This window comes from candidate division KSB1 bacterium, assembly GCA_034506255.1.
Lineage (GTDB): Bacteria > Zhuqueibacterota > Zhuqueibacteria > Zhuqueibacterales > Zhuqueibacteraceae > Coneutiohabitans > Coneutiohabitans thermophilus.
Window position 1 is genome coordinate 378,071 of sequence record JAPDPX010000005.1, and the last position, 17,603, is coordinate 395,673.

The 17,603-nt window shown below is 60.8% G+C and carries 12 protein-coding genes and 1 tRNA gene; 1 reads left to right on the forward strand and 12 read right to left on the reverse strand.

All coding sequences use genetic code 11. The features are described from left to right. The 12 genes from ONB52_12390 to bamA form a co-directional block, all read right to left on the reverse strand. Complete coding sequence (locus ONB52_12390; protein MDZ7416940.1) at positions 1 to 2,415, reverse strand: DNA translocase FtsK 4TM domain-containing protein; 2,415 nt, start codon at positions 2,413 to 2,415, stop codon at positions 1 to 3. A gap of 281 nt (positions 2,416 to 2,696) precedes the next feature. Continuing rightward, a complete protein-coding gene (gene gcvT, locus ONB52_12395; GenBank protein ID MDZ7416941.1) occupies positions 2,697 to 3,806 on the reverse strand; it encodes a glycine cleavage system aminomethyltransferase GcvT in 1,110 nt (369 codons plus the stop codon). A 57-nt stretch (positions 3,807 to 3,863) separates the two neighbouring features. Next, positions 3,864 to 5,027: a pyridoxal phosphate-dependent aminotransferase gene (locus ONB52_12400; GenBank protein ID MDZ7416942.1), complete on the reverse strand. Its 1,164-nt coding sequence runs from the start codon at positions 5,025 to 5,027 to the stop codon at positions 3,864 to 3,866. A gap of 92 nt (positions 5,028 to 5,119) precedes the next feature. Continuing rightward, positions 5,120 to 6,169, reverse strand: coding sequence for an RIP metalloprotease RseP (gene rseP / locus ONB52_12405; protein ID MDZ7416943.1), 1,050 nt, complete (start codon positions 6,167 to 6,169; stop codon positions 5,120 to 5,122). Positions 6,170 to 6,379: 210 nt separating this feature from the next. Beyond that, positions 6,380 to 7,543, reverse strand: coding sequence for a 1-deoxy-D-xylulose-5-phosphate reductoisomerase (locus tag ONB52_12410; protein ID MDZ7416944.1), 1,164 nt, complete (start codon positions 7,541 to 7,543; stop codon positions 6,380 to 6,382). 924 nt (positions 7,544 to 8,467) lie between these two features. Then, positions 8,468 to 9,268: a hypothetical protein gene (locus ONB52_12415; protein MDZ7416945.1), complete on the reverse strand. Its 801-nt coding sequence runs from the start codon at positions 9,266 to 9,268 to the stop codon at positions 8,468 to 8,470. Next, positions 9,244 to 10,080 (reverse strand): lipoate--protein ligase family protein, encoded by an 837-nt coding sequence (locus ONB52_12420; protein MDZ7416946.1) that lies wholly within the window; start codon positions 10,078 to 10,080, stop codon positions 9,244 to 9,246. Before ONB52_12420 ends, ONB52_12415 begins: the two co-directional genes overlap by 25 nt. A 24-nt stretch (positions 10,081 to 10,104) precedes the next feature. Then, positions 10,105 to 10,938, reverse strand: a complete 834-nt coding sequence (gene lpxA / locus ONB52_12425) for an acyl-ACP--UDP-N-acetylglucosamine O-acyltransferase (GenBank protein MDZ7416947.1) — start codon at positions 10,936 to 10,938, stop codon at positions 10,105 to 10,107. A 13-nt stretch (positions 10,939 to 10,951) separates the two neighbouring features. Further along, positions 10,952 to 12,352, reverse strand: a complete 1,401-nt coding sequence (locus ONB52_12430; GenBank protein MDZ7416948.1) for a bifunctional UDP-3-O-[3-hydroxymyristoyl] N-acetylglucosamine deacetylase/3-hydroxyacyl-ACP dehydratase — start codon at positions 12,350 to 12,352, stop codon at positions 10,952 to 10,954. Between the two features lie 109 nt (positions 12,353 to 12,461). After that, positions 12,462 to 13,529, reverse strand: coding sequence for a UDP-3-O-(3-hydroxymyristoyl)glucosamine N-acyltransferase (gene lpxD / locus ONB52_12435; GenBank protein MDZ7416949.1), 1,068 nt, complete (start codon positions 13,527 to 13,529; stop codon positions 12,462 to 12,464). A gap of 110 nt (positions 13,530 to 13,639) precedes the next feature. Further along, complete coding sequence (locus ONB52_12440; GenBank protein ID MDZ7416950.1) at positions 13,640 to 14,203, reverse strand: OmpH family outer membrane protein; 564 nt, start codon at positions 14,201 to 14,203, stop codon at positions 13,640 to 13,642. A 67-nt stretch (positions 14,204 to 14,270) separates the two neighbouring features. Next, entirely contained in the window at positions 14,271 to 16,622 is a 2,352-nt protein-coding gene (gene bamA, locus ONB52_12445; GenBank protein ID MDZ7416951.1) for an outer membrane protein assembly factor BamA, read from the reverse strand. A gap of 879 nt (positions 16,623 to 17,501) precedes the next feature. Here bamA and ONB52_12450 point away from each other — a divergent pair. Then, positions 17,502 to 17,576, forward strand: a tRNA-Val gene (locus tag ONB52_12450). Positions 17,577 to 17,603 lie beyond the last annotated feature (27 nt).

The window sequence follows — 17,603 nt, forward strand, 5'->3', positions numbered from 1 at the left end:
CTATTCCAATCCCATTTCTTCGAGATACGATTCATCCACGAGCACTTCGCGGGCTTTGCTGCCGTCAAAGGCGCCCACGATGCCCGCGGCTTCCAATTCATCGATCAGACGCGCGGCGCGCGAATAGCCGATTTTCAGACGGCGCTGCAGCAGTGAAATCGAGCCCTGCTGGTGGCGTACCACCAGCTTGAGGGCCTCGTGAAACAGCTCATCGCGCCGGCCGTCGGCCGCCGGGCCGTAGCCGTCATCCACTTCGCTGTTCTCCTGGCGCACCGGCAGCAGGGTCTTATCGAAAGCCGGCTGATTGCGGATATGCTCGATGGTGCGCTCGATGTCTTCGGAGGAAACATAGGCGCCGTGAATGCGGACCGCTTCCGGACTGCCCGGCGGCAGAAACAGCATGTCGCCGCTGCCGAGCAGTTTTTCCGCGCCGTTCATGTCAAGAATCGTGCGCGAGTCGATCTTGGAGGCCACCTGAAAGGCGATGCGCGCCGGGAAGTTGGCCTTGATCACGCCGGTGATGACATCCACCGAGGGCCGCTGCGTCGCCACGATCAGATGAATGCCAACCGCGCGCGAGAGCTGGGTCAGGCGCGCAATCGGCTCCTCCACTTCCTTGGCGGCAGTGAGCATGAGATCCGCCAGCTCATCGATCACCAGCACGATGTAGGGCAGCGGCTTCAACTCCTTTTCGTCCGCCGCGGTGCCGGGTTCCCCGGGCGCAGCGAGCCTGCCCTCCCGCAGGCGCTGATTGTACTCCGCGATGTTGCGGGTGCCCACGCGCGCCAGCAGCGTGTAGCGGTTTTCCATTTCCCATTCCAGGCTGCGCAGTATGGCGAGTGCATTCTGCGGGGTGGTCACCACCTCTTCATTCAGATCATCGCGATAGTTCAAATGGTGCCGCCGCAGCATGCGATAACTGGAAAGCTCCAGCCGCTTGGGATCGACCAGCACGAACTGCACGTCGCGCGGATGCGCCTTGTAGAGAATGCTGGCGATGATGGCGTTCAAACACACGCTTTTCCCCGAGCCGGTGGCGCCGGCGATGAGCAAATGCGGCATTCTTTCCAGCGAGGTGACATACACCTGGCCGGAGATGGTCTTGCCGAGTGCGATGGTCAGGGGCGACGGTGATTGCCGGAAGGCATCGGAATCGAGCAGGCTGCGCAAATCCACCATTTGCGGCTCGGAATTGGGCAGCTCGATGCCGACCGCGGCTTTGCCGGGTATGGGTGCGACGATGCGGATGCGCTTGGCGCGCATGGCGAGCGCCAGATCATCGGCGAGCGCAGTGATGCGCGAGACTTTGATGCCGGGCGCCGGCTCATATTCGTAGCGCGTGATCACCGGGCCGGGGTTGATCTCCACCACCTTGCCCTCGACGTCGAATTCCAACAGCCGCTCCTCCAACACCCGGGCGAGACTGAGCAGCTCGTCGCGGCTCTGCACCTTTTGCTTTTCTGGCGGCGGTACACTGAGCAATTCCAGCGGCGGGAAAACATAGTTGCCTGCCGGCCTGGGTTTGTCGCTTGCCACGGCGGGGGCCGCTTCCGCCGGTGCCTCCGCTTTCGCAGGACGACCCGCATCAAAGGCAATTTTTTCGTTGTTGCTGTCGGCGGGCGGTGAGCTCGTGCCCGGCAAGACACTGCCGCTGCCCTGTCCCTCCGCAACTCGCAAGCGCGCGAGTTTCTTCCAGCGTGGCTCCTCCGGCTCCGTCACGGTCTCCACGGTTTCCGGCTCTGGTTCGGCTGCCACCTCCGGCTCCGCGACGCGCCAGGAGGCTTTGGTTGCAGCCGGCTGGGGAACCGCCGGCCGCCAATCGCGCATTGCTATCCAACCGCCCGCGAACAACTCACGCACGCGGGTGAGACCCGCCCGGGTCTGGCGCAGGACATCATGCAGGCTCTTCTGAGTCGCGACCATCAGCGTCACCGCGCCGACGGTCAGCAACACGATCACGCTGCCGATGGCGCCCAGGAGACGATGCAGGAGATGCGCAAAGAAAGCACCAATCAAGCCGGAATGGGAATAATTGACTGTCGGGGTGCCCTCCTGCATGACATGCGGCAGGCCCAGCCAGGTGGCGAAATAAAACGCAGCCAGCAGCATCAGGTAAGTGGCATGCCCCATCTTGTCTCGCTGATGGCCGCGAAAATAAAGCCAGCCCCAGGCGATCAACATGATGGGGATCAGTATGGCGGAATAACCGAACAGGATTTTGATCAGCACATACGAAATGTACACCCCCGCCACGCCCATGGCGTTGTGAATCCGGATGAACTGGATGCCCTGTGGCTCCTCCGCGGGATCGTATGAGATCAAACTCGCCAGCACCAGCATGCCGAGCATCAGCAGCAGAATTCCGAGAATCTCTTCTTTTTGCTGCTGTGAAAGTTTTACGGATTTTCCCGCCATTTAATCTTCACCACCTTACGCAGTCAATGATCCGTCTGCACATGTTCCCGCCCCGGCCGGGCCGCGGCGGGCTCGTCTTCCTGCTTCGCACCAACCCCGCGGATTGCCAAACCACCTCAGACCGGCACAGGGACGTTTTGGTGCATGCGTGCGCAGGCGCACACAGCCAAACCCGGATCTGTTGCAACGATCTTGCAATCTCGGCTGAGCCGGGCTTGCAAAACGCCGTGGCTTTCAGACAACGTCCAGGCAGTGGTTGCATTGCCATGAGAACCGCCGGTTCAATAATCACGACGGTAAAACGGTGTCGCCACGACGCGCGCCGCCACCTGACGGCCGCGCACGTCGACGGTCAATTCCGTCCCCACCGCGCTGTGTTCTGCCGCGACATACCCCATGGCGATGGCCTTTTGCAGGCTGGGTGAAAAGGTGCCACTGGTGACATGCCCGATGGTGACCCCGTCTTTGAGAATGGCATGGCCGTGCCGCGCCAGGTTTCGGCCCGACAACTCCAATCCCACCAGTTTGCGGCGCAAGCCTTGCGCCTTGACGCTGGCAAGCGCTGCCCGGCCGATGAAATCACCCTTGTCGAGCTTGGTGATCCAGCCCAGGCCGGCTTCCAGGGGATTGGTGGTGTGGTCGATGTCATTGCCATACAGGCAGTACTTCATTTCCAGCCGCAGGGTGTCGCGCGCGCCCAGCCCGATCGGCTCGATGCCGAATTCCCGCCCGGCTTCGAAAAGCGCATCCCACAGTTTGACGGCCTGCCGTGCGTCGCAGGCCAGCTCGAAGCCATCCTCGCCGGTGTAACCGGTGCGGGCGATCAAGGCCGGCACGCCGGCAATTTCACCCGACGCCAGCCAGTAGGATTTGATCGCATGCAAAGGCGCGGTGGTGAGTTTTTGCAGCGTGGCCCGGGCATGCCGGCCCTGCACGGCCAGCAGGGCGGTCTGCTCGCTGACATCGACCATGCCGGCTTCGGGCCTGGCCTCCTGCTGCAGCCACTCCCAATCTTTGCGGAGATTGGCAGCATTGACAACGGCAAGATAGCGGTCGGGCAGGCGATAGACGATGAGATCATCCACGATGCCGCCATCGGGATAGCACATGGCGGAATATTGCGCCTGACCGGGGGCCAACCGCGCCACGTCATTGATGGTCATGCGCTGCAGCAAGGCGGGCGCGCCCGGGCCGCGAAATTCGAACTCCCCCATGTGTGACACATCGAACACGCCGACGGCACGGCGCACTGTGAGATGCTCTTCGATGATACCGCGATATTGCACCGGCATCAGATAACCGCCAAATTCGACCATCTTCGCACCCAGGCCGACATGCACCTCGTGCAGGGGCGTTTTTTTCGCAGTGAAGACGGAGCGGGTGTTTGCCATGGCGAACTCTTTTCAGTCATCTCACTTCCCGGCGGAAGTGAGGGAAGTGGGCGGGTCTCACAGGGCTTCGATGACCCGTTTCATGCGGCGCAGGCCTTCCCGAATGTTTTCCACCGAGTTGGCATAACTCAAACGCAGATAGCCCTCGCCATATTGTCCGAATGCCGTGCCGGAGAGCACCGCCACGCCGGCTTCATTGAGCAGCAGTTCGGCCAATGGCTTGCTGGCCAGCGGCACGCGCGAGACATTGGGAAAACAGTAAAACGCGCCCCGCGGGTTGATGCAGGTCACGCCTTTGATGTCGTTCAGCCCGGCCACCATCAAATCGCGGCGCCGGCGAAACTCGGCGACAAAGGCGCGGATTTCCTCGCGCGGGCCCTGCAGCGCGGCAACTCCGGCATCCTGGGTGAAGGTCGCGGTGCAACTGTTGCTGTTGATCATCAACAGCTCAATCTGGCGCGCCAGCGGCTCGGGCATGACGCCATAGCCCAGACGCCAGCCGGTCATCGCATAGGTTTTGGAAAAGCCGTCCAGCAAAATCGTGCGCTCCAGCATGCCGGGCTCGGAGAGAATGCTGGCATGCTCGCCCTCGTAGAGAATGTCCTTGTAGATTTCATCGCTCAAGACCCACAAATCCCTTCGACGCGCCAGCTCCGCCACCGCCCGCACATCCTCGCGCGTCATCACACCGCCGGTGGGGTTTTGCGGCGAGTTGATGACGAGCAATCGGGTGCGTGGCGTGAGCAGCGCTTCGAGATCGGCGATTTCGAAACGGAAGCCCTTGTGCTCCTGCAACGGCAACGGCACGGCGCGCGCACCGGAAAACTGAATCACCGATTCATAAATGGGAAAACCGGGATTGGGATAGATGACTTCGTCTTCGGGGTCGATGAGGGCAAGCAGGGCAAAGAACATGATGGGCTTGGCGCCGGGTGTGACCACCACATTTTCCGGGGCGACGGCCACGCCGCGCGTGCGCGCCACCTCCTCGGCAATCGCCTGGCGCAGCTCGCGAATGCCGGCCGCCGGCGAATAATGCGTGCGGCCGCGGCGCAGGGCGTTGACCGCCTGCTCGACAATGAAGGCGGGGGTGTCAAAATCCGGCTCTCCGATTTCGAGATGGATGATCTGCTGGCCTTGCGCTTCAAGTTGCCGGGCGCGCGCCAGCACCTCGAAGGCCGTCTCCGTCCCCAGACGACTCATCCGTTTCGCGAATCTCATGCGGCTTTCTCGGGCGTCAAGAGTGAGAGGCTTGCCGACAGCCACAAGCGGTGGCGGGCGGCGACACCGCGCTCCCGGCGGCGCCGGCCGGCCTACCAGACCTTTTGCAGCAGCCGTTGAATATCGTTGAACGTGATGAACACTGTCAACAACAGCAACAACGCAATCACGACCTGATGCGTCACCAGCCGCGTCTTCACCGACACCGGCCGCCGCATCACCGCCTCCAGGCCGAGGAAGACCAGATGCCCGCCATCCAACACCGGGATCGGCAGCAGGTTGATGATCGCCAAATTGACACTGATGAGCGCCAGCAGCTCGATCAAACTCTCCCAGCCCTGACGGGCGGCCTCACCGGCGATCACCGCGATGCCGATCGGGCCGGTCAACTCCCGCTTGAGTGAGCCTTCACCACTGACCAAGCGCGTCAGCATGCGCCCCATGTGGCTGGTCACCTGCCATGACAAGTTCACGCCCGTGGGCCAGGCCTCCCAAAAACCGAATTTGCGCCGGGTCTCCTGCGGACTGATGCCGATCAGCCCGATGTTGGCTTCCGGATCCAGGCGTGGCGTCACTTCGGCGTGCAGGCGTTCGCCCTGGCGTTCCCAGGTGATCGCCAAGGCCCTGTCGGGGCTGGCGTGGATGATTCCGGTGAGCTCCTTCCAGGTGGTGATCTTCTGCCCGCCCACCTCCAAAATGCGGTCGCCGGGCTGCAGGCCGATGCCCTGCGCCGGCGAATCGGCAAGCACTTCTCGCACCACCGGCACCAACTCGGGCAGACCGGCGAAATAGGCCAGGCCGGCGAACAGCACGATGGCGAGCACGATATTCATCAACGGGCCGGCGGCAATCACGATGGCACGCTGCCAGATCGGTTTCGACATGAATTCGTCGGGCTTGCCTTCGATTTTGGTGTCGAGCGACTCATCCACCATGCCGGCCATTTTGACATAGCCACCCAGCGGCAGCGCACCGATGCAATACTCGGTTTCGCCGATCCGTTTTTTCCAGAGGTGAGGCGGCAGGCCGATGGAAAAGCGCTCCGCGCGAATGCCGGCCCAGCGCGCGGCCAGAAAATGGCCCAGCTCGTGGATCAGCACGAGGATGCCGATGACAAATACAAAGGCCAATAACGTCGTCATGATTTCCCTTCACTCATGCTTGATGCCTCTGCCGCGAAGCGCAACCGGCTCCACCGGCAGCATTAATTGAACTGCTCCTGCCTCCCCTCCCGCTCGCCGCCGTCCTGCTGTGGCACATGCCGCGCTCGTGCTCACACTCTAGCGAATCATCGTACCAAAATCAACACCTTTGTGCAACCGCCGCGGCAGGGCCCGCGCCCTCAGCCCACTTCACGACCGCCGTGGCAGCGCGGCGCGTACGAATTCCCGCGCCCAGCGATCGGCTGCCAGCACGCCCGCCAGGCTGAATTCCTGACCGTTGCTGTGCCGGGCGAGCGCCTCGGCAATCATGTGCGGAATTTGATCGAAGCGCAAACGGGTTTCCAGAAAAGCCTGCACCGCCTCTTCGTTGGCCGCATTCAGCACGGCGGGGGCGGTGCCCCCGGCAGCCAGCGCCTCGGTGGCCAGACGCAGACAGGCAAACTTGTCGAAGTCGGGTGCATGAAAAGTGAGTGTGTGCCAGCGACTGAAATCAAGACGGGGGAGATCATTGGGCAGACGGTCCGGATAGGTGAGCGCATATTGAATCGGCAGGCGCATATCCGGCACGCTGAGCTGGGCTTTGATCGAACCGTCCACGAATTCCACCATGGAATGAATGATGGACTGCGGATGAATCACCACCTCGATCTGCCTCAGCTCCAGGCCAAACAGCCAATAGGCCTCGATGACCTCCAGGCCTTTGTTCATCATGGTGGCCGAGTCGATGGTGATCTTCGGTCCCATGCTCCAGTTGGGGTGAGTGAGCGCTTCCGCGACCGTAATGCTGGCAAAATCCGCGGCCGCACGCTCGCGAAACGGCCCGCCCGAGGCCGTAATGATGAGCCGGCGCACGCGCTCCCGCGGTTCGCCGGCCAGGCACTGCCACAACGCGCTGTGCTCGCTGTCGATCGGAATGAGAGGTGTGCCATGCCGGCGGGCGCAGGCCATCACCAATTCCCCGCCGGTCACCAGCGTCTCTTTGTTGGCCAGCGCCACGGTGGTGCGCTGCTCCAATGCCCGCACGGTCGCCGGCAGACCGGCGGAACCGACCACGGCATTGACCATGACAGAGACGTCATCGCGCGCCGCCAGCTCCACCAGGGCCTCGCCACCACACAGCAACTCCGCGCCCAGGCGCTTGAATTCCGCACGCAATGCCTGTTGCCGGCCCGGCGGCGGCTCCACCAGCGCCACAGCCACCGGGTGAAACTGCCGGGTCTGCTCCAGCAGCAGCTCGTAATTGCGATGGCTGGCGAGATAGACAACTTCGAATTGCTGCGGCAGACTCGCCACCACCTTCAGGCAGTTGACGCCGATTGAGCCGGTGGCGCCCAAAATGCCAATGCGCTTCATGGATGATAACGGACAACAAAACTGCGATGAGGTTGCAACCACCATCTGCCGGCCAACCGGCGGGCCGGCGCGCGGTGGATCGTTTCAGCTCCGTCGGAGACGGCTTGTGTGATCTCGATCATCAAACAAACCCGCCCCGACAGGGCCGCACTTTCCAGCAGGCTGACGGAGGTGAAGTCTGCGGACATTTGATGCCACGGCCCGGCCGTCGCGGGAACGTCTGCATCACTTTTTACCAAGAAAACTGCAAGAGTGCCACGGCCAAGCCGTGGCAAATCACGCAGGGATTTGAATCGTTACTGTTTTTCTTTGCGAAACGCCCAAGCGTGGAGTCACCAAGCCGCAAAAGGGAAACCTTGCGGGGCTCCTGGCGGCCTGGCCTCCTGGTAACTTTGCGTTTGTTTATCACAAGAAAACTTCTGCAGTAGACTCTTCAGGGGGCGGTGCCCAAAGGCACGGCTGCGAAACCATCATGAGGGCTGCCGCGCACCGCACGGCAGATTACGCGAAAAAACGATCATACCCGCAACGATTTTCGCGACACAGATTTTCGCCGATGAACGCAGAAACAAAACATCAGCGGGAGTCGGCGGTTATCTGCGTCCCCAGGTTACCACGCAAACGCCTGCAGGCGGACAGGAAGTCTGCGCTGCGTTGTCATCGTGCGGGATGAGCTGGCGCGCATGCCCGTTATTCCCCCACCTTCCAACCGCGAAGTTTTTTTGAACCGCCAAGCCGCCAAATACGCAACGCAATACCAGCCTGGCGCTCTTCGCGGCTTCGCGGTTCCATTTAGCACGAAAATCCGTGCAGACAGACAAGAGGTCTGCGCGACATTGCCATCCCGAGGGGTGGAAATTTCCTGCAACGGCCCGCGGCCATGGCAGGCGCGTTCTCTCAAAACTGCGCGAGCACGGACGGCTGCTATCTAAAACTCAAGGCGGCGCCCAGGCCAATGCTGGTGTACTTGCCGAAATTCCCGTCCACGTTGATCTTGAAAAACGGGATCGGCTCCACGGTGAGGCCTACCGTGGCCTGCGGATAGTTGACGTTGTAATCCTTGTTGATGTCGGGCGGCAGGCCGGGAATGTGCAACGACAGGCTGGTGCGGTCAATGCCGCCGCCGCCATAAAGGGTGAAGAATGGCAGACTCTTGCTGATGTAAGCCTTGGCGCTGAGCGTCGACACCGTGCCGAAGTTGAAGGCATCCGGCACCAGGATGGTTTGATAGCCGGCAATGAGCACGATGCCGGGAGTGGCGAGATTGTCCTTCAGCAGGCCATACTTCAAGCCGCCACCCAGCAGCGTGACATTGCCACCAGGATCGCCCTTGATCGGCAGCGTGAAGAAGCGGCCGAATACCTCGAAGTTGGCGGGCAGACCAATATTGCCATGCAGGAAGGCAAAGGGCACATAGTCCGCGCCTTCCAGGGGATCCTGCACCGTCGGGATGATGTCCTTGAATTCATCGGGAATCGGGGTGAACACACCGCTCAAACGCAGATCAATGCCGCCCGGGCGGTGCACTTCGGCGGAGTTGACGAAGCCGCCGCCCACCAGCGAGCTGAACAGATTGAGCAGGGATTCGACCTGTTTGTCGATATCGCTTTGCGCCAAAAACCGGCCATCGCTGGTTTGCACGTCCCAGTCATACTTCTGCGCGTGCGCTTCGGACGACAGCCATACCAGCAGCAGCATCGTCAGGACAACGCCAAGCTTTCGCATGATTTTTCCTCCAGGGATTTGATGGTAAGAATGCTGTACCGTTCGCGCCAGGCTTCTGCCAACGCCTGCTCTTCCGGCTGCACTGCGCCTTCTGCCAATTCAATATCCAGGGCTTCTGCAAAACCGCGCCGCACCGCCTGCGCGGCTTCTGCGAAGGTGATCACCCGGCCGGCGGCGGCCGCCAGTGTGATGGTATGTTCGAGCAACCGTTGGCGTTCCGCCGCCACCGTGGCCGTCTCGCCTTTGAGAAAAGCGGGCAACTGCTCGTGCCCATCCTGCAGGATGAGCGAGCCGTGTTGCAACACCCCCTCGCGAAAACGGCGTTGCGCACTGCCCACGATTTTCCGGCCGGCAACAATGACTTCATTGCGTGCCGCACTGGCAAAACAGGACATGCGCAGCGGCCGGCCATCCTGGTGCAGCCGCTCGCCCGGCGCAAATCTGGCGGCCACCCCGAGCACGGCCAAACCCGCCACCAGTGCTTCGCTGATCCTGCGGTACAAATCCAGCGGCAGGATGTCATACCACGGATGTCCCGCGGGGATCACCACGCTGTAGGTCAATTCCTCGGCATGCAGAATGGCCCGGCCGGCGGTGGGCCGGCGCGCCACTTCATAACCCGCGGCCCGGCACCTGGCGAGATCGACCTCGTCCGCCGCTTGATGATAGCCGAGCGAAATGCAATAAGGTCGCCAGCGGAAAAAGCGCAGGCTCGGCACGTGCGTCCAACCGCCGCGCGCCATCGCCGCATCGAGCGCCATGTGATAAGCGCCGTCAGCAAAGCCGGTATCAAGCAATCGCCAGGGCCTCATCAGGGCTGCAGCTCTCCTCGGGCGTCAATCGGAATCAGAATCATTGGCCGCGGCCGCGCGCGCCCCCCGGGCATGCCTGTGCCCGCCGCCAATGATCCCGCGCTCGCTCTTTTCCACGAACTCGATCACGGCTTTCACCTCCGGCGTCAGCTCGCCGGCGGCGCGCAGCCGCGCGAGTGCCTGGCTGACATTCAGGCCGGATTTGAACAAAATTTTGTAGGCGCGCTTGAGCGCCAGCAGTTGTTCTTCGGTGAAGCCGCGGCGCCGCAAACCCACGGCATTCAATCCGGCGTAGATCAGCGGCTCATTCACCGCCAGAATGTAAGGCGGCACGTCTTTGGACACTCGATAGCCGCCGCCGATGAAACTGTGCTGGCCGATGCGCACAAACTGGTGCACCGGCACCATGCCGCCGATGCCCGCCCAGTCCTCCAGCACCACATGGCCGGCGAGATTGACGGCATTGGCGAGAATGCAGTGATTGCCGATGATGCAGTCGTGCGCGACGTGGGCATACGACATGATCAGACAGTCACTGCCCACGCGCGTTTCGCGGTGATCTTTGGTGCCGCGATTGATGGTGGCGAACTCGCGAATGGTGGTGCGGTCGCCGATGTGCACCGTGGTCTCCTCGCCGCCAAATTTCAAATCCTGCGGCACGGAACCGATCACCGCGCCGGTGAACACCCGGCAGTTCCGGCCCAGTCGTGTGCCCGACGCCAGATGCACATGCGGCTTGATTTCACAACCCGGCCCGATCTGAACATTGGCCTCCACAATCGCATACGCTCCGATGGTCACATCGGAGGCAATCTCTGCGGCCGGATCAACGATCGCCGTCGGATGAATATTCGCCACAGGATACTCCCGCTCAGTTGCGATTCACCACCGCCGCCGACAACTCCGCCTCACACACCAGCTCGTTGGCGACATACGCTTTGCCCGCCATCTTGCAGAGCGATTGCCGCAGCTTGAGCAGTTCCAGCTCGAAGATGATCTGATCACCCGGCCGCACCGGCTTGCGGAACTTCACCTTGTCCAGCCCGGTGAAGTACACCAGCTTGTCCTCCGGGTTGCTTTGCGTGTTGAGCAGCAAAATGCCGCCCACCTGCGCCATGGCCTCGAGAATCAGCACGCCCGGCATGATGGGATGGCCGGGAAAGTGGCCCTGGAAGAACGGCTCGTTCAAGGTGACGTTCTTCAATCCCACCACCCGTTCGCGCGGGACGAGATCGATGATGCGATCCACCAGCACGAAAGGATAGCGGTGCGGCAGAATCTTCTGAATCGCCTGGGCATCGAAAACGTAATCGCCGGTGAGCTTGCCCTGGTATTTCGAGGTGATTTGAATCTTCTCGTATTCCTTGCGGATGCGCTTGACCAACTCGACGTTGGCGGCATGGCCGGAGCGCGCCGCCTGGATGTGGGCTTTCAGCCGCACCCCCAGCAGTGCCAGATCCCCGAGCAGATCGAGCGCCTTGTGGCGCACCGGCTCGTTCTTGAAGCGGAAATGCTGCTCGCCGTTGAGGATGCCGTTGTTGTCCAGACGGATCTCACCGGAGACGCCGAACATTTCCTTCAGCCGGCCGATTTCACCGGGTTCGATCTTGCGGTCGACGATGACAATGGCGTTGTCGAGGTTGCCGCCCTTGATCAGCCCCCGCTGGTAGAGCGCCTCGACTTCGGAGAGAAAGCAGAAGGTGCGGGCCGGGGCAAACTCGGTTTCGAACTCGTCCTGCAGGGAATACATGGCGGTGTATTGCGTGCCGAGTGCGGGGTTCTTGTAGTCGATGAGAAAGGTGATGCGAAATTCATCGGAGGGAAACACCACGATGTCGACACCGCGTTTGTCATCGGAATAGGCGATGGTCTTTTCGATCACCAGGTAGTCGCGCGGCGAATCCTGCTCCACGATGCCGGCCTGCTTGAGCATGTTGACGAAGGGCAGGGCGCTGCCGTCGAACACCGGTGGCTCGTTGCTGTCCAGCTCGATGATCAGGTTATCGACCATCATGCCCATCAAGGCGGCCAGCACATGTTCGACGGTGTGCACCACCACCTCCCCGCGGCCGATGGTGGTGCCGCGCGAAATGTCGATGACGTTGTCGATGTCGGCCTTGATGAGCGGCTGGCCGGGCAGATCGGCACGCCGAAAAAAGATGCCGGTGTTGGGCGGTGCCGGATGAAACGTCATGGTGGAATTGTTGCCGGTGTGCAAGCCCACACCGGTAATCGAAACAGACTGGGCGATCGTTCGCTGTTTTTCCAGCAGCATCAACACTCCCTCACGAAACATTTTCTGAACCGGTCGCGCGCTGCCGCGCCGCCAGTGACCGGCGGCGCAAGGGACAGCACCGGCTCGCGCTCTTCTTCCTCACACCTCAGTCATCCCTCAGGCCATTCGCGGCCGACGGCAACCGGCCGGTGGCGGCCAGCAGCTTCTCCAGCGTCCGGACGCGCTTGAGCAACTCCGGCAGCCGGCGTATGGCGGCTTCCTCGCGCCGGGCCTGGGCATGATCGCGGGCGGGATAGCCGGAAACCACCATGCCCGGCGGGATCGATTTCGTCACGCCCGCCTGCGCTCCGAACGTGGTGCGGTCGCCAATCTCGATGTGGCCCACAAATCCGACCTGGCCGGCAATCGTCACCTCGCGGCCGATTTTGGTGCTGCCGGAGATGCCGGTCTGCGCCGCAATCACGGTATGCTCACCGATTTCAACATTGTGCGCGACGTGAATCAGGTTGTCGAGCTTGGCGCCGCGCCGCAGATGCGTCTGGCCGAAGGTGCCGCGATCGATCGTGCAGTTGGCGCCGATTTCGACCTCGTCCTCGATCACCACGGTGCCGAGATGCGGAATCTTGTGGTAGCGCCCCTCGTGCCGCAGATAGCCAAAGCCGTCCGAGCCGATCACGCTGCCGAATTGAATGATGACATTGCGGCCGATCACCACCTCGTGGCCGAGGCAAACGTGGGGGAACAGCACACTGTTTGTGCCGATGCGCACCTTCGCCCCCACATAGCAATGTGCGCCAATCTGCACGCCATCACCAATCTCACACCCGGCTTCGACCACGGCATACGGCCCGATGCTGACCTCCCGGCCGACGCGCGCCCGCGGGTGCACCTGCGCGGTGGCCGCGATGCCGTGCGTCACCTCGGGCCCGGGCAAAACCTTCTGGAGAATCCTGATAAAGGCAAAATAGGGGTTGTCAACGCGGATCAGCGCGCAGCGGCTGCTGGTCGCCGCCAGATTCCTGGCCAGCAACACCGCGGCCGCCGGCGTGCGCTCGAGCTGATCCAGAAAACGGGGCTGCGCAATGAAAGTCAGATCACCGCCGGCTGCCTGCTCGATGGGAGCCACGCCGGTGATCACAGTGTCGGGATTGCCCTCCACCTCCCCGCCGACGTGCCGCGCCAGCTCCGCGAGACGTATAGGCTCGATTTTCACTGCTGCTCCTGGCTGGTCATAGGAACACGAAGAGGTGCCAGATCAACCTTTCGGCGGCTCCGAAAGCGCAATCTGAACACCTCCAAAGACGCGCATGGGCAGCACGAGGGTTATTTGTTCGCGCCGGCCGGCTTGGTGGTCGCGACAGTCTTGTTCAGCTCCTCCAGGACACGCGCAGTCAGGTCCACCTGGTTGGGACCGGCGTAGAGGATGATGTTGGCCGCGTTGTCAAAGACATAGTCGAAGCGGTCCTGCTCGCCGATCTTTTTCACGGCATTGACGATCTTGTCGCTCAGCGGCTGCATGATCTCGGCCTGCTTTTTCTCGCCCTCGCCGTTCTGCCCCCATTTCTCCTGGGCATACTGCTGGATGCGCAGCTCGAGATTCTGCAGTTCAAGCAGCTTCTCACGCTTCTTCTCCTCGCTCAACAACAGCGCCTGCGACTCCAGCTCGTCGCGTTTTTGGGCAAACTCGCGGCGCATGTTGTTGAACTCCTCCTCCCAGCCCTTGTTGATTTCGTCGAACTGCCTGCGCGCATCCTGCGCTTCCTTGAAGCCTTCCAGGATTTTCTGGGTATTGACATGGCCGACTTTCAACTGGGCAGCGGCCGGGTTGGCGTGCAGCAGGAACAGCAGCATGAGAAAACCGCCAAGCCACAGGTAGGATGCCTTCACTCCTGCCTCCTTGAGCTTTAAGGACTGATGATTCATGGTGGGTGTGGGTTGTGCAAATTGTTTGAAGTTAAAAACTGCGGCCAAAGATGAAATGCGGCTTCCACTGGCCTTTGCGCTTGCCGGTGGTGCTGTCGATGTGATCGAAACCGTAACCGTAGTCAAAGCCGATCACGCCCAGCAGCGGCATGAACAACCGCGCGCCGAGGCCCACCGAACGGCGCAGATTGTAGGGATCCATCCGGGCAAAATCCGGCCAGGTGTTGCCCGCTTCCGCGAAGACCAAGCCGAACACCGTGGGGTTGGGCGAAATCGGCACGCGCCACTCGGCGGTGTACTTCAGCATGGCCTTGCCGCCGATGCGGTACTGGCCGAAATCAGAAGAGGTCAAAGGATCGTCATAGCCACGCAGGGCGATGGAATTGGATGACATTCCCGAGCCGCCCATGAAGAAAAACTCGGTGTACGGAATCCGGCTGTCTTTCTTCAGACCATCGAGATAGCCGGCCTGAAAGCTGGTGAACAGCACGAAGGGGCCGAAAGTCGGAAAGAACCAATCCGCCTGCAGTTGATGTTTGTGATAACTGACGTTGCCCTGCAGGGGGCCGCCCGCGAGATCACTGGTGAGTGACACCTGCGAGCCGGCGGTGGGGAACTCCGGCCGGTTCAGGCTGTTGCGAGTGAAAATGTGCGTGATCGAGCTTTGCGTGAAGGGACGATCTTCCAGCCCGATGGCGCGCAGTTGGGCGGGCGTGTATGCCGCCAAATCCTCCCGGAAGTCGGAATACTCGAACGTTTGCAGACGATAGATCCAGTCGGTGCGGAAAAAATCATCCGGCCAGGACAAACGACGGCCCACCCGCAGCGAACCGCCGGTGCTGCGGTAGCCGTAAGCGTCGTAGGTGTAAACCCGCGAGCGCTTGGTGTCGAACACGCTGATGCCGGTCAGCGTGGGCGAATCGAAGAGCCAGGGTTCGGTAAACGAAAGCTGAAAGGAGCGGAAACTGCGGCCGAAATTCCAGTCGAAGGAGAGTCGCTGGCCATTGCCGAGAAAATTGTTCATCGAAACGCCGATGGCACCGATGAGCTTGTCGCGCTCACTCCAGCCTGCACTCATGTTGGCGGTGTCGGTGGACTTTTCCACGACCTCCAGCGAAATATCGACTTTCTCATCGTCGATCGGATGCACGTCGGGCTTGACATCGGAGAAATAATTGAGCACGAACACTTCCCGCTGGCTGCGAATCAGCATGTTGCGGCTGAAGATGTCGCCCGGCCGGATGAACAGTTCCCGGCGAATCACCTTTTCCTTGGTCTTGGTGTTGCCGGAGATGCGAATCTTGTTGACGGTGACGGCCTTGCCCTCCGTGACAAGGAAGTGCAAATCGACGCGGTTGCCCTCCCGCACCTTCTCCACCGGGTTGACAGTGGCATAAATGTAGCCGGCGTCATAATACAGGCTGCCCAGGCGCTCGGTGACCGCTTCACGAATTTTCTTGGAGCTGTAAACGTCGCCGGGGCCGAAGCCGAGCATGGCGGCCAGCACGCGGCTGTCGTAGATGGTGTTGCCCTCCCAGGTGATGTCGCCAATGGTGTGCCGCTCGCCCTCATTGAGCCAGAGGTCGATGAACATGTCCTTCTTTTGCGGGCTGTAGGAAATCGAATCCCGCACGAACTCGACGTCCCGGAAGCCCTGGGAGCGGTAGAACTCCAGCACCAGCTCGCGGTCCTCCCGGTATTTTTCCGCATCGAAATCGCCACCGCCGAAGAAGCCGTTCTCCTTGGTCTTCTTCATCTGCTTGCGCAACTTTTTGTTGGAGAAGGCGGAGTTGCCGTGAAAGGTGATCTTTTCGATTTGTACTTTGTTGCCTTCTTCGATTTTGATGGTGAGATCGACGCGGTCGTCGCCCGCGGGGGTCAGAGCCGGCTCCACCTTGGCCAGCAGGTAACCCTTGCTGGCATAGAGTTTCTTGATCTTGCGGCGCACGCGCGCGGCTTCGCGCGGGCTCATCACCTGGCCTTTGAAGAAGGTCAGCTCCTTTTCCAGATCCTTCTTGCTGATTTTGTCGTTGCCGCTCAACTCGATCTTGTTCAGGCGCGGAAACTCACGGACGCGAATAATGAGGTAAACACCGTCGCCGACCTGTTTCTCCAGCAGAATGGCAATGTCGTCGAACATGTCCAGTCCGGCAAGCTGGCGAATGGCATCCTGAATGTCATCGCCGGTGATTTTCTCGCCAACGGCCAGGCCCGAGCTGAGCCGGACAAAGTTGGCATCGGCGGTTTTGTTGCCTTCGACGGAGAGGCCGAGGATACTGTAGGAGGTCTGCCGCGGTTGGGCGGGAACGCTGGCGAACCACATCAACAAGAGATAGACAGGCAGTATGCTGGCAGAGAAACGGTGCAATTTTTCCCAACTCATTACGTGAACACCCTGGCTTGATTTTGATTTAAAGCGGCGCAAGGTAGCAATTTTTTGAAGGAATGTAAAGCAGATTTTTCATGGTGCTATGCTGATTCGTGCGGGGCAAGGCATGACGGAGGCATTAAAAGCCGGGAATGTGCCTCACACCCGGCCATCCGCTTCATCTTCATTCCGGCCAACCAGCAAGTTCCTGTCAAAATGGGCACAAGGCACACTCTTGCGTGGAAGTTCCGTTTGTGCGGGGGAAAGATGACGGTGCAAGCGGGCGGTTGCCTTGTGAAGTGCTCGCGCGCGACTCGATCGCTGCAAGCATCTCTGCAATTCCGCACGGAGCCTTTTTCATGCTCTTCCAGCCATTAGACGCCCGCCTGCGCCATTTGGTTCTAGGCCGCGGGAAAATGCCGGCCGTGACTGCGGGCGGTTGCCGCCTTCCGACAACAGCGCCTCCTGCTTCGCTTGCCGAAAACAACACCGTCACAGACCGGTCTGCCGCTGCGTTGCGGTGAGCCGCCGGGCGGCAAAGATGTGTGCGGCGGAAAAAACGGTTGACTTTTTGTGATTTGACCCTTATTTTCAAGCCGCTTTTTAAACGTGCTCAGGATTTGAGACGTGTGGTGAGTTGGGTTTCGGGCTTGTGGCCCGCTGATAAAGTACGTCAGTTGCGCCGGTGATCCCGGGCGCGACGGTCTCCAATCATCATGAAAATGATTCGTCCATAAGAGCAGGCGGGACGCCGCGATACATTTTCATCACCAGGAACACCAGACGAAGACGATATCAGTTACAGCCTGTTGTCAACAACTCTGCTCCCACCACAAGATTGTCTCCAATCTTGACCCGCAATCAATCGTCAATGCACCAGTGTTACTTCTCCCCGGGCGGTTAGCTCAGTCTGGTTAGAGCGCTTGCTTGACATGCAAGAGGTCACAGGTTCAAGTCCCGTACCGCCCACTTTTCATTTAAGCTGAACGTGCAACG

Bases quoted from the DNA above. Each gene is read 5' to 3' on its own strand.
- ONB52_12400 (MDZ7416942.1), bottom strand. From the start codon at position 5,027: ATGAGATTCGCGAAACGGATGAGTCGTCTGGGGACGGAGACGGCCTTC.
- ONB52_12420 (MDZ7416946.1), bottom strand. From the start codon at position 10,080: ATGAGGCCCTGGCGATTGCTTGATACCGGCTTTGCTGACGGCGCTTAT.
- ONB52_12390 (MDZ7416940.1), bottom strand. From the start codon at position 2,415: ATGGCGGGAAAATCCGTAAAACTTTCACAGCAGCAAAAAGAAGAGATT.
- bamA (MDZ7416951.1), bottom strand. From the start codon at position 16,622: ATGAGTTGGGAAAAATTGCACCGTTTCTCTGCCAGCATACTGCCTGTC.
- ONB52_12415 (MDZ7416945.1), bottom strand. From the start codon at position 9,268: ATGCGAAAGCTTGGCGTTGTCCTGACGATGCTGCTGCTGGTATGGCTG.
- rseP (MDZ7416943.1), bottom strand. From the start codon at position 6,169: ATGACGACGTTATTGGCCTTTGTATTTGTCATCGGCATCCTCGTGCTG.
- ONB52_12410 (MDZ7416944.1), bottom strand. From the start codon at position 7,543: ATGAAGCGCATTGGCATTTTGGGCGCCACCGGCTCAATCGGCGTCAAC.
- gcvT (MDZ7416941.1), bottom strand. From the start codon at position 3,806: ATGGCAAACACCCGCTCCGTCTTCACTGCGAAAAAAACGCCCCTGCAC.